The organism is Klebsiella sp. C239, assembly GCF_048822715.1.
In the GTDB taxonomy this organism is placed as follows: Bacteria; Pseudomonadota; Gammaproteobacteria; order Enterobacterales; family Enterobacteriaceae; genus Klebsiella; species Klebsiella quasipneumoniae.
This window is the reverse complement of the sequence record NZ_JBMEZK010000001.1, coordinates 25,088-38,077: the sequence shown is the minus strand read 5'-3', so window position 1 is coordinate 38,077 and position 12,990 is coordinate 25,088. Positions and strand designations below refer to the sequence as shown.

At 60.2% G+C, this 12,990-nt stretch carries 9 protein-coding genes; 2 read left to right on the top strand and 7 right to left on the bottom strand.

The genetic code is table 11. The annotated features are described in order from the left end of the window. The first annotated feature begins 267 nt into the window (after positions 1-267). Entirely contained in the window at positions 268-1,458 is a 1,191-nt protein-coding gene (gene hmpA, locus ACOI6Z_RS00180; protein WP_101996843.1) for an NO-inducible flavohemoprotein, read from the top strand. A 74-nt stretch (positions 1,459-1,532) separates the two neighbouring features. On the opposite strand, the gene glnB is transcribed toward hmpA, so the two are convergent. The 5 genes from glnB to purL form a co-directional block, all read right to left on the bottom strand. Beyond that, positions 1,533-1,871 carry a nitrogen regulatory protein P-II gene (glnB, locus tag ACOI6Z_RS00175; protein ID WP_002914032.1) on the bottom strand — a complete coding sequence of 113 codons (339 nt, stop codon included), beginning with the start codon at positions 1,869-1,871 and terminating at the stop codon, positions 1,533-1,535. A 65-nt stretch (positions 1,872-1,936) separates the two neighbouring features. Continuing rightward, on the bottom strand, positions 1,937-3,274 hold the full coding sequence (glrR, locus tag ACOI6Z_RS00170; RefSeq protein WP_050533268.1) for a two-component system response regulator GlrR: 1,338 nt from the start codon (positions 3,272-3,274) through the stop codon (positions 1,937-1,939). Then, complete coding sequence (gene qseG, locus ACOI6Z_RS00165; protein ID WP_049013880.1) at positions 3,261-3,947, bottom strand: two-component system QseEF-associated lipoprotein QseG; 687 nt, start codon at positions 3,945-3,947, stop codon at positions 3,261-3,263. Before qseG ends, glrR begins: the two co-directional genes overlap by 14 nt. A 29-nt stretch (positions 3,948-3,976) precedes the next feature. Continuing rightward, positions 3,977-5,398, bottom strand: coding sequence for a sensor histidine kinase (locus tag ACOI6Z_RS00160; RefSeq protein WP_086075121.1), 1,422 nt, complete (start codon positions 5,396-5,398; stop codon positions 3,977-3,979). Positions 5,399-5,989: 591 nt separating this feature from the next. Continuing rightward, positions 5,990-9,877 (bottom strand): phosphoribosylformylglycinamidine synthase, encoded by a 3,888-nt coding sequence (gene purL, locus ACOI6Z_RS00155; RefSeq protein ID WP_420686768.1) that lies wholly within the window; start codon positions 9,875-9,877, stop codon positions 5,990-5,992. A gap of 175 nt (positions 9,878-10,052) precedes the next feature. On the opposite strand from purL, the gene mltF reads away from it, so the two are divergent. Further along, complete coding sequence (mltF, locus tag ACOI6Z_RS00150) at positions 10,053-11,669, top strand: membrane-bound lytic murein transglycosylase MltF (protein WP_023290662.1); 1,617 nt, start codon at positions 10,053-10,055, stop codon at positions 11,667-11,669. On the opposite strand, the gene tadA is transcribed toward mltF, so the two are convergent. Both tadA and yfhb read right to left on the bottom strand, forming a co-directional pair. Beyond that, positions 11,666-12,175: a tRNA adenosine(34) deaminase TadA gene (tadA, locus tag ACOI6Z_RS00145; protein ID WP_023290663.1), complete on the bottom strand. Its 510-nt coding sequence runs from the start codon at positions 12,173-12,175 to the stop codon at positions 11,666-11,668. The genes mltF and tadA overlap by 4 nt on opposite strands. 62 nt (positions 12,176-12,237) lie before the next feature. Then, positions 12,238-12,873 carry a phosphatidylglycerophosphatase C gene (gene yfhb / locus ACOI6Z_RS00140; RefSeq protein ID WP_017900418.1) on the bottom strand — a complete coding sequence of 212 codons (636 nt, stop codon included), beginning with the start codon at positions 12,871-12,873 and terminating at the stop codon, positions 12,238-12,240. Positions 12,874-12,990 lie beyond the last annotated feature (117 nt).

The following is a 12,990-nucleotide window of genomic DNA, read 5'->3' as shown; positions in this document are numbered from 1 at the left end:
ACAACGGCCCACAGTATAACCGAATCATTCTGTGATAACAGGTCTTGACAAAGGATTTTACGCAAACGTTTGGCTCCGCATGACACAAGGCTTTGAGCAATAACGCCTCTCTCAGTATCAACGGATTTCTTTTCAGGATTGTGATGCAAATTCTTCATGTTGTAACTGCAACGGCGGAAAGTGTTAAAGAACCATTTACAACGCAGGGTTATTTCCTTAAGATGCATTTAAAATACATCATTAAGGTAACACACAAGGAAGCACGCTATGCTCGACGCTCAAACCATCGCTACGGTCAAAGCCACCATCCCCCTGCTGGTAGAGACTGGACCAAAATTAACCGCCCATTTCTACGATCGTATGTTTGCGCATAACCCGGAGCTCAAAGAGATCTTCAATATGAGCAACCAGCGCAACGGCGACCAGCGAGAAGCGTTGTTCAACGCCATTGCCGCCTACGCCAGCAATATCGATAACCTGCCCGCCCTGCTGCCGGCGGTGGAAAAAATCGCCCAGAAACACACCAGTTTCCAGATCAAACCGGAGCAGTACAACATCGTGGGCAGCCATCTGCTGGCGACCCTCGATGAAATGTTCAGCCCGGGTCAGGAAGTCCTTGATGCCTGGGGGAAAGCTTACGGCGTGCTGGCGAACGTCTTTATCGGCCGCGAAGCCGAGATCTATCAGCAAAACGCCAGTAAAACCGGCGGCTGGGAAGGGACCCGCGCGTTCCGCATCGTGAAGAAAACCCCGCGCAGCCAGCTTATCACCAGCTTTGAGCTCGAGCCGGTCGACGGCCAGCCGGTCGCCGATTACCAGCCTGGCCAGTATCTGGCCATCTGGCTGAAGCCGGAAGATTTCGAATATCAGGAAATTCGCCAGTACTCCCTGACCCGCAAAGCGGACGGCAAGGGCTACCGCATCGCGGTTAAACGCGAAGAAGGCGGCCAGGTTTCCAGCTGGCTGCATAACCATGCCAACGAAGGCGATGTGGTCTATCTCGCGGCGCCGGCCGGGGACTTCTTCCTTAACGTTGAGCCGCAGACGCCGGTCACTCTGCTCTCCGGCGGCGTCGGGCAAACGCCGATGCTGGCGATGCTGGATGCGCTGGCGAAGAGCCGCCATCAGGGTCAGGTGAACTGGTTCCATGCGGCAGAGAACGGCGACGTGCACGCCTTCGCGGACGAAGTTAAAACGCTGGGTGAAACCCTGCCGAAGTTTACATCTCACGTCTGGTACCGCAGCCCGAGCGAAGCGGACCGTGAATCCGGCGCGTTTGATAGCGAAGGTTTGATGGATTTAACGGCCCTGGCCGGCAAGATCGGCGACCCGCAAATGCAGTTCTATCTCTGCGGCCCGGTGGCGTTTATGCAGTTTGCCGCGAAGCAGTTGGTAGATCTGGGCGTGAGCAGCGGCAACATTCATTACGAATGCTTCGGGCCGCATAAGGTGCTGTAAGCCCCGACGACGCGGGGATTTGTAGGCCGGGTAAGCGCAGCGCCACCCGGCAATACTGCAGCGAGCGGCGAGCGTTAAATCGCCGCGTCGTCTTCTTCGCCGGTACGGATACGAATCACGCGCGCGACATCAAAGACAAAGATTTTACCGTCACCGATTTTGCCGGTCTGCGCGGTACGGATGATGGTATCCACACAGGTATCGACGATATCGTCGGTCACCACGATTTCAATTTTCACTTTCGGCAGAAAATCCACCATATACTCCGCGCCGCGGTAGAGTTCGGTGTGCCCTTTCTGGCGGCCAAAGCCTTTCACTTCCGTTACCGTCATCCCGGTGATGCCGACTTCGGCCAGCGCTTCACGCACGTCATCCAGTTTGAAAGGTTTAATAATCGCATCAATCTTTTTCATGGTGTTCCTGTCTTAGTCGCGTAACCGGTTGCTTACCGTATCATAACTTGCGCTATGTTGCGGAGCTACTCTTTAAAGTCGTTGGCGTCGAGCTCATGGCGCGACAGCAGCTTATAGAATTCAGTGCGGTTGCGTCCAGCCATCCGCGCGGCATGGGTGACGTTGCCCCTGGTAATCTGCAGCAGCTTGCGCAGGTAGTTCAGCTCAAACTGATTGCGCGCCTCCACGAAGGTCGGCAGGGCGGTGTTCTCGCCCTCCAGCGCCTGCTCCACCAGCGCATCGCCGATCACCGGCGACGAGGTCAGGGCCACGCACTGCTCTATCACGTTCACCAGCTGGCGCACATTGCCCGGCCAGTTGGCGGCCATCAGCCGCTTCATCGCATCGCTGGAAAACGCCCGCACGAACGGCTTATGGCGATCGGCGGACTGACGCAGCAGATGGTTGGCCAACAGCGGAATATCTTCCGTGCGTTCGGAGAGCGGCGGGATCTTCAGGTTAACCACATTGAGGCGATAGAACAGATCTTCGCGAAACTCGCCGCGAGCCATCGCCTTCGGCAGGTCGCGGTGGGTGGCGGAGATGATCCGCACGTTGATCTCGATATCGCGGTTGCTGCCGAGCGGGCGTACCTTACGCTCCTGCAGGACGCGCAGCAGCTTCACCTGCAGGGCGACCGGCATATCGCCAATCTCATCGAGAAACAGCGTACCGCCTTCGGCGGCCTGGAATAACCCTTCGCGGTTGCTGACCGCGCCGGTAAAGGCGCCCCGCGCATGGCCGAACAGTTCGGACTCGAGCAGCTGTTCCGGCAGCGCGCCGCAGTTAATCGCCACGAACGGCTTGTCATGACGCGGGCTGGCGTTGTGAATCGCCTGGGCGACTATCTCCTTCCCGGTCCCGCTCTGGCCGTTAATCAGCACGCTAACGTCGGACTGCGCCACCATCCCGGCCTGCTCGAGCAGGCGCAGCATCAGCGGGCTGCGGGTGACAATGGCCTGACGCCAGGCTTCGTCGGTGGCTGGCGAGCGCTGCTCCAGCGCCTCATCAATGGCTTGATACAAGGCGTCTTTATCAACCGGCTTAGTCAGGAAGCTGAAGACGCCCTGCTGGGTGGCCGCCACCGCGTCGGGGATCGAGCCATGGGCGGTGAGAATGATCACCGGCATGCCGGGCTGCCCCTTCTGGATCTCACTGAACAGCTGCAGACCGTCCATTTCATCCATCCGCAGATCGCTAATCACCAGATCCACCTTCTCACGCCCCAGCACGCGCAGCGCTTCCGGGCCGCTCTCGGCGGTGACCACGCTATAGCCTTCGCTGATCAGGCGCATGCCCAGCAGCTTCAGCAGCCCCGGATCGTCATCCACCAGCAGCAAACGCGCCGGTTTACGGATCGTCATGGATCACCTCCGGCACTTTTTCGCTGCCGAAATTGCCGCCCGGCTTGCGGCTGGAGAGCTGGCGTTCAATATCGGTCAGATTCTCCAGCTTACGGGTGGTCAGCTCCAGCTGTTCGCGCAGCGACTGCTCCTGCTGGCGCAACGTCTCCAGCTCGCTATCGCTGGACTGCTGAAGCTTCGCGTAGCGGGCTCGCTCCTCCACCAGCTGCAGCTGACGGGTCTGCCCGTCGCGCCAGAGCTGATACAGCGGGCGGACCTGAACGGCGATTTGCGGGCTGAAGGTGTCGAGACGCGCCACCAGCTCGCGGCGCTCGTCAGGGGTAATTTTGGCATCGGCAAGCAGAATGCCGCGGCGGAACGCGTCCTGCCAGCTGTCGTCGGTATGGCGTTTCGCCTCCGCTCGCGCCTGCGCCGGCGCGAGACGATCGGCGCAGTCAATGCCCCGCAGCCAGTAGAGGGGGTTTTTGTCGCTGGCATCGCTGCTGTGCGCCCAGATATCGGCGCAGTCCACCGCGACAAAATCGGCCACCTGATGCTGCGCCTGCCCGGGGGCGGCGGCACCTTCCGCACTATGCGGCGAGAAGCCGGCGGAACACCCCGCCAGCGTCAGACAAGCAATGCCTGAGAGCAGCCATCCGCTAAGGGAACGGCGCCAGGCCAGGAATTGGGACATAGTTCCCCGATATCGATTCATTAGTTGGATTATTCCGGCGCTGAGGGAAGCGTAATGCGAAAACAGACCTGCCCGGCGGGGGCGTCAACCAGACTGAGCTCCCCTTGCATCTGACGGACGCAGTCGCGGGCGATGCTTAACCCCAGCCCACTGCCTTTCACGGCCCCTTTACGCTGGTGACTCCCCTGGTAAAAAGGCTCAAAAATCATATTCTTTTCCGCGGCCGGGATCGGTTCGCCGCTGTTGGCGACATCAATACGCACCTGCTCTCCGTGCCGGTAGCTATGGATACGAATGTTACCGGATTCAGCGCCATAGTGCACCGCATTGGAGTAGAGATTATCCATTACGCTTATCAATAGCGCAGGCTCTGCCAGACAATGCCGCGCCCGCAGCGCCAGCTCGGTATGCATCAGTTTAGCCCGCGCGGGCAAACTGTGCGCCGCCACGACGTTTTCCACCAGCTCCACCAGGTCCACTTCTTCCCGGGCTACCGGGCCGTCGGCCTGTTTGCGGTTGTAGTCCAGCAGCTGTTCAATCAGCTTTTGCAGGTTGCGGCTGCTGCTGTCGAGGATCTCGACGATCTCCTGCTGCTCCGGCGTCAGCGGCCCGGCGACACGGTCGGCCAACAGCTCGGTGCCTTCACGCATACTGGCCAGCGGGGTTTTCAGCTCATGCGACAGATGGCGAAGAAACTGATGCCGCTGCGACTCCAGCCATGCCAGGCGCTCGCTGAGCCAGATAATGCGCTTGCCCACCGAGCGCAGCTCGCGCGGGCCGGTAAACAATGCCGCGTCGTCCAGCGACTTCCCAGCCCCCAGCTGGTTGATCATTCTTTCGATGCCTTTCACCGGGCCGATGATCATGCGGGTAAAAAGCAGCACCAGCGCCAGGCTCAGCAGAAACAGCACCAGCGCCTGCCAGCCGAAAAACTGGCCGCGCTCGGCAATCTCCTGCTGCAGCTGCTGGCCGCGGGAATAGACCACCGCCCGGGTCGCCTGGACCATGTCGCTGTTATTACTGGCGAACACTTCCAGTCTGGCGGCTGCCTGGGCGTCGGGGCCGCTGTTGTTACACTGCAGCTGCGCCAGATCGCTGACATCCTGGCGCAGCGCCTGCCAGAGCTTCTCGTCCGGCAGCACGCCGGCGTGCGCGTCCAGCATCTGGCTGTAGCGCTGCCGCTGGTTTTGATAGACGCGCGCCAGCGTCGGATCGTCCAGCACGCAGTACTGGCGATAGCTGCGCTCCATCTCCAGCGCGGCATTGATCATCGCCTCGCTGCGGCGGGCATCGACCAGCGTAGTGCGGTTGATATGCGCCGCCTGGGCGCTGAGGGCATTGAGGCTCTGCCAGGCCTGCCAGGCCAGCACCAGCAACGGCAGCAGGATCAGCACAAAGGAGAGCGTCACCAGTTGACGCAGCGAACGGGGAAAAAGAGAGAGTCGCTTCAAGGGTGTGGTCTCAATCATTAGCTCTGGTCGATGCTAACTGAGGAGCGCGGCGGAGAAAAGCGATACCCGTCGCCACGGCGCCGCAGAAACAACAAAGCCAGGCGCAAGGCCTGGCTTTGTTGAGAAATGAGGCGGTGCCTTACTCGACGTTTCGCCCGATGTCTGATAAAGCCAGGCTGTTATCAGGAGTTGGACGGCAGGCACCTGTTTGTGCGTCATTCGAAGTTTATGTAGCGCGTCCCGAAGGGGCTGACATAAGAAGGTGAATGAGCCACTGGTTAATATTATGCATGAACTATGCCATCTTTCAAAACATTTTATTAACACGTTGATATATATGACTTTCAGCATAAAATCCAACCATTCCAGCGCTGTATACTTTTCATCCATGATGTCGCCGATTAGCGACACTAAATATGCCCCAGGTTACTCATCATTTAAATCAATAACTTAAGTGTCGCCTTTTGACGACACCGCAATATGCCAGTTGTCGGTGATTCCCGACACCCTGGCGTGCCGACCGTCACAGATAAAAAAAGCCCCCTGCCTGAGCAGGGGGCTGATACGTTCGCGTGGCACGCTTCGGGAAGATTAACCCAGCTGTTTACGCGCGTTGCGGAAGATACGCATCCACGGGCTGTCTTCGCCCCAGTTTTCCGGGTGCCAGGAGTTGCTTACGGTGCGGAAGACGCGTTCCGGGTGCGGCATCATGATGGTCGCGCGCCCGCTTTCGCTGGTCACCGCGGTGATACCGTTCGGGGAACCGTTCGGGTTCGCCGGATAGGTTTCGGTCACTTTGCCGAAGTTGTCCACGAAGCGCAGCGCCACCAGACCTTTGCTCTCCAGCTGGGCCAGATGCGCGCTGTCGCGCACTTCCACCTGCCCTTCGCCGTGGGAGACCGCAATCGGCATCTGTGAGCCAACCATGCCTTCCAGCAGCAGAGACGGGCTTTGCGTCACTTCCACCAGGCTGAAGCGCGCTTCAAAGCGGTCAGACTGGTTGCGCACAAAGCGCGGCCACAGGTCGCTGCCCGGGATCAGCTCGCGCAGGTTGGACATCATCTGACAGCCGTTGCACACGCCGAGCGCCAGGGTCTGCGGACGATGGAAGAAGGTCGCGAACTCATCGCGCACGCGCTCGTTGAACAGAATCGACTTCGCCCAGCCTTCGCCTGCCCCCAGCACGTCGCCGTAGGAGAAGCCGCCGCAGGCCACCAGGGCATGGAAATCGCCCAGACCGGTGCGGCCCGCCAGCAGGTCGCTCATATGCACGTCGATGGCGTCAAAGCCGGCGCGATGGAAGGCTGCCGCCATTTCAACGTGAGAGTTCACCCCCTGCTCGCGCAGGACGGCCACTTTCGGACGCGCGCCGGTGGCAATGTACGGCGCGGCGACGTCGTCATTAATATCAAACGAGAGCTTCACATTGAGGCCCGGATCGGCGTCGTTGGCTTTCGCCTCGTGCTCCTGATCGGCGCAGGCCGGGTTGTCGCGCAGACGCTGCATCTGCCAGGTGGTTTCCGCCCACCACATGCGCAGGGTGGTGCGGCTTTCGCTAAACACCGTCTGACCGCTGGCGGTCAGCACGAAGCGATCGCCCTCGACCGCTTTACCGAGGTAATGCACGCAGTCCGCCAGGCCGTTAACCGCCAGAATGGCTTCCACTGCCTCACGGTCTGCGGCGCGGACCTGAATCACCGCCCCCAGCTCTTCGTTGAACAGCGCCGCCAGACGGTCGTCGCCCAGCGCGGCGATATCCGCTTCCAGTCCACAGTGGCCGGTAAAGGCCATTTCCGCCAGGGTGACCAGCAGGCCGCCGTCGGAGCGGTCGTGGTAGGCCAGCAGTTTACGCTGCGCCACCAGGGCCTGCATCGCATCCCAGAAGCCTTTCAGCTGCGCGACATCGCGCACGTCAGCCGGCTTGTCGCCGAGCTGGCGATAGACCTGCGCCAGCGCCGTCGCGCCCAGCGCGTTGTGCCCTTTACCGAGGTCGATCAGCAGCAGGGCGTTATCTTCCGTCGAGAGCTGCGGCGTGACGGTATGACGAACATCTTCGACACGGGCGAAGGCGGAGATCACCAGCGACAGCGGAGAGGTCATCTCACGCTGCTCGCTGCCTTCCTGCCAGCGGGTTTTCATCGACATTGAGTCTTTGCCGACCGGAATGGTCAGGCCCAGTGCCGGGCACAGCTCTTCGCCCACCGCTTTCACCGCCTCATACAGACCCGCGTCTTCGCCCGGGTGGCCGGCGGCGGCCATCCAGTTAGCCGACAGCTTCACCCGATTCAGCTCGCCAATCTGCGTGGCGGCGATATTGGTCAGCGCTTCGCCAACCGCCAGACGGCCGGAGGCGGCGAAGTCCAGCAGAGCAACCGGGGCGCGCTCGCCCATCGCCATCGCTTCGCCGTAGTAGCTGTCGAGGCTGGCGGTGGTGACCGCGCAGTTGGCCACCGGGATCTGCCACGGGCCGACCATCTGGTCGCGGGCGACCATGCCGGTCACGGTGCGGTCGCCGATGGTCACGAGGAAGGTTTTCTCGGCCACCGTCGGCAGGTGCAGAACGCGATTAACCGCATCGGCGATGGTAATCGGTTGGCGATCCAGCGCGCTGCCCTGGGCTTTCAGGGTCTGCACGTCGCGGGTCATTTTCGGCGTTTTGCCAAGCAGGACGTCCAGCGGCAGATCGATCGGCTGATCGTTAAAGTGGCTGTCGCTCAGGCTCAGGTGCTGCTCGGCGGCGGCTTCGCCGATAACCGCATAAGGCGCGCGCTCGCGGCGGCACAGCTCGTCGAACAGCGGCAGTTGCTCCGGGGCGACCGCCAGGACATAACGTTCCTGCGATTCGTTACACCAGATCTCCAGCGGGCTCATGCCTGGCTCATCGCTCAGGATATCGCGCAGCTGGAATTTACCGCCGCGGCCGCCGTCGCTGACCAGCTCCGGCATGGCGTTGGAGAGACCGCCGGCGCCGACGTCGTGGATAAACAGGATCGGGTTGGCGTCGCCCAGCTGCCAGCAGCGGTCGATCACTTCCTGACAGCGACGCTCCATTTCCGGGTTGTCACGCTGGACGGAGGCGAAATCGAGGTCGGCATCGGACTGGCCGGAGGCCATGGAAGACGCCGCGCCGCCGCCGAGGCCGATGTTCATCGCCGGACCGCCGAGAACGATCAGCTTCGCGCCGACGGTAATCTCGCCCTTCTGCACGTGCTCGCCGCGGATGTTGCCGATACCGCCGGCCAGCATGATTGGTTTGTGGTAGCCGCGCAGCTCTTCACCGTTATGGCTGGTGACTTTCTCTTCATAGGTGCGGAAGTAGCCGTTCAGCGCCGGGCGACCAAATTCGTTGTTAAACGCCGCGCCGCCCAGCGGGCCTTCGGTCATGATGTCCAGGGCGGTGACGATGCGATCCGGCTTGCCGAAATCTTCCTCCCACGGCTGTTCGAAGCCCGGGATGCGCAGGTTGGAAACCGAGAAGCCCACCAGGCCCGCTTTCGGCTTCGCGCCGCGGCCGGTGGCGCCTTCATCGCGGATTTCGCCGCCGGAGCCGGTTGCCGCGCCCGGCCATGGGGAGATGGCCGTCGGGTGGTTATGGGTTTCCACCTTCATCAGAATGTGCGCCGGCTCCTGATGGAAGTCATAGCGTCCGGTCTGGTGGTCGGCAAAATAGCGCCCCACTTCAGACCCTTCCATCACCGCGGCGTTGTCTTTATAGGCCGACAGGACGTAGTCCGGCGTTTTTTCGAAGGTGTTTTTGATCATTTTGAACAGCGACTTCGGCTGCTGTTCGCCGTCGATGATCCAGTCGGCGTTGAAAATTTTGTGACGACAGTGCTCTGAGTTCGCCTGGGCGAACATATACAGCTCGATATCGTTCGGATTGCGTCCCAGACGGGTAAAGGCGTCCTGCAGGTAGTCAATTTCGTCATCTGCCAGCGCCAGCCCCAAACGGAGGTTGGCGTCAATCAGCGCCTGACGCCCTTCGCCCAACAGGTCAACGCTGGTCACCGGCGTCGGCTGATGGTGTGCGAACAGCTTTTCGCCCGCTTCCAGCGCGTCGAAGACGCTCTCCATCATGCGGTCGTGCAGTTCCGCCGCCACCGCGGCCCACTGCGCTTCGGTCAGGGTCGAGGCTTCAACATAATACGCCACGCCGCGCTCCAGACGCACAACCTGAGCCAGGCCGCAGTTATGGGCGATATCGGTAGCTTTAGAAGACCAGGGAGAGATGGTGCCAGGGCGAGGGGTCACGAGCAGTAATTTACCGGTCGGGGTATGGCTGTTTAAGCTCGGGCCATACTTAAGCAGTCGCGCCAGGCGCTCGCGATCGTCAGCGCTCAGCGGGGCGTTCAGATCGGCAAAATGAATATACTCGGCATATATGGCGCTTACCGGAAGGTTGGCCGCCTGAAATCGTGCCAGCAGTTTATTAATACGGAATGCCGACAGTGCAGGTGAACCACGCAAAATTTCCATCATAAGTCTCTCGTCTTCGAAGCTTTCAGGGTGAGCCAGGGGGGGAAACGGGCGTCATTATAGTGAATCCTGCGCCACGACGAAACCGTTTGCGTAGAAATAAAATCATTGATGCTGTTTATCAATAAATGTGACGTCCATCGCGAATAAGTTGCCAACTGGCGCATTCTTAAGCAGAATGCCGCTCATTCGACGACAACCTTGCGTTTTTTCCGGACATCGCCTGCTGAGGAACCTGAAGCTGCAGAAGATTAACGCGCTGAAAAAATTAAAGATTAATTATCTGCTCATCGGCATTGTCACCCTTTTGCTGGCGGCTGCCCTGTGGCCGTCGATCCCCTGGTCCGGTAAACCGGAGAACCGGGTGGCGGGCATTATCGCTCGCGGCGAGCTACGCATCAGCACCATCAACTCGCCGATGACCTTCGCCACCATGAACAATAAAACCTTCGGCCTGGACTACGAACTGGCGAAGCAGTTTGCCGACTACCTCGGCGTGACGCTTAAGATAACCGTCCGCCAGAACATCAGCCAGCTGTTTGACGACCTCGACGACGGTCAGGCCGATATGCTGGCCGCCGGGCTGGTCTATAACCAGGAGCGGGTGAAAAACTACCAGGCCGGCCCTGGCTACTACTCCGTTTCCCAACAGCTGGTCTATCGCGTCGGCAATACCCGGCCGCGCAGCCTCGCGGCGCTGACCGCCGAGCAGCTCGCCATCGCCCCGGGTCACGTGGCGATCAACGATCTCCAGGTACTGAAAGCGGAGAAATACCCGGATCTTGCCTGGCGCGTTGACGAAAAGCGCGGCACTACGGCGCTGATGCAGGCGGTGATTGACGGCAAACTCGATTACACCATCGCCGACTCGGTGGCCGTCAGCCTGTTCCAGCGCGTCCATCCGGAGCTGGCGGTAGCCCTCGATATCACCGACGAACAGCCGGTCACCTGGTTCAGCGCCCGGGACGACGATAATTCGCTGTCGGCGGCGATGCTTGATTTCTTCAACAATATTAATGAAGACGGCACCCTGGCGCGCCTGGAAGAGAAGTACCTCGGCCACGGCAACGATTTCGATTATGTCGATACCCGCACCTTCCTGCGCGCGGTGGAAAACATTCTTCCGGAGGTGCAGCCGCTGTTTGAAAAGTACGCCCGCGAGATCGACTGGCGCCTGCTGGCCGCCATCGCCTGGCAGGAATCCCACTGGGATCCGCAGGCCACCTCGCCTACCGGCGTGCGCGGCATGATGATGCTTACGCGTAATACGGCGCAGAGTCTGGGGCTGACTGACCGGACCGATGCGGCGCAGAGTATCGAGGGCGGTATGCGCTATCTACAGGATATGATGGATAAAGTGCCGGATTCGATCCCGAAAGATGAACGCATCTGGTTTGCGCTGGCCGCTTACAATATGGGCTATGCCCATATGCTGGACGCCATGGCGCTCACCCGCAAACAGAAAGGCGATCCCAACAGCTGGGCAGACGTTAAGCTGCGTTTACCCCTGCTGAGCCAGAAACCCTATTACAGCAAACTTAAATACGGCTATGCCCGCGGCCATGAGGCCTACGCCTATGTGGAAAACATCCGCAAATATCAGATAAGCCTTGTCGGCTATTTGTCAGAAAAGGAGCGCCAGCAGCAGCAAACGCTGGCCCTGGCGGAGGATTACCCGGCGGTGCTCCCCAATGAGCTCGAACAGCCGCAGGAGACCACCCTGCCCTTTTTCAAGTTTCGCGCCGATAAACAGATGGATAATGCCCGGATGAAACTCCCCGGCCACCTGTATTAACTTTCCCCGTTCTGCTCCCGGGCTTTCTTCAGCGCTTTTTTCTCTTCCCGCCGCCAGCGGAAGAAGTCGCTCAGCATGGCAGAGCAGGATCCCGCCAGCACGCCTTCGCTAATCTCAACCCGATGGTTCATTCCCGGGTGGTGCAGAACATCCATCAGCGAGCCGGCGGCGCCGGTCTTGGCATCCCTGGCGCCAAACACCAGGCGGGCGATACGGCTGTGCACCATCGCGCCCGCGCACATCACGCAGGGCTCGAGGGTCACGTACAGCGTGGCGTCGATCAGGCGATAGTTTTGCAGCACCAGCCCGCCCTGGCGTAAGGCCATAATTTCCGCATGGGCGGTGGGGTCGTGACGGCCTATCGGCCGGTTCCAGCCCTCGCCAATGACCTGATTGTTATGCACCAGCACCGCGCCCACCGGCACCTCGCCCTCTTCCCAGGCGCGCTTCGCCAGCGTCAGGGCATGACGCATCCAGTATTCATCATTGAGTTCGAGGTCAGACACAGCGGCCACTCCAGCAGAAAAAGCGGGGCGCATTATACATGGGAGCTATCAATTACACACTATTACTCCAGTTGCTGCAGCTCTCCCTGCGGGGTGACCCGCCAGCGATGCTGGCAAAAGCCGAGCAATGGGTTATCCTGCTCGCTATCGCTATAGCCGCTATACAGCTGCAGCGGAGCGCCAATCTTTTTCTCCAGCTGCACCACCTTTTCATGGCCCAGGCAGCGCAGGGTCAATACCCAGCCGCCCCAGCGGCGCGCGGTGCGGCTGGCTATCAGATTCACCCTCGGCAGCCAGAGGGTATCGCGATAGACCTGTTCCACCAGCGACTGCGGCGAGCCGGTGATCAACCAGACGTCGGCATCGGTACTGGTCAGGTAGGCCGTCAGCCGCGCATGAACCACCGGAAACGCCGTCACATGATGACGAAACCAGCCGACAAACTCCGCTTCCAGCCGCTTCAGTACCGCCTCGCGACGGCCAAAGGTTGACGCCCACAGCAGCAGGCTCATCGGCCAGCGCGCCGCCCGCCCGCACACCGCCAGCCCGGCAAGGATCGCCGGCCCCATCGCCACCACCAGCAGCAGGTTCAGCGGCAGATGGCGCAGCAGGTAGCGCAGAAAACTGCCGAACATATCCTGTTGATGCAAGGTTCCGTCCAGATCGAAAAACACCACTCTCCGTTCACTGTGCTGCAAACTGCCTCCTTCTCTCAGGATTCGCTTCTCGTTAGGGTAAGCTTAACAGTCTTATGCCAAGAAGAGGGAAAACATCCCTGCCGTTAAGGAAGAATTAAATTAGCAGGCGAAGGAAAA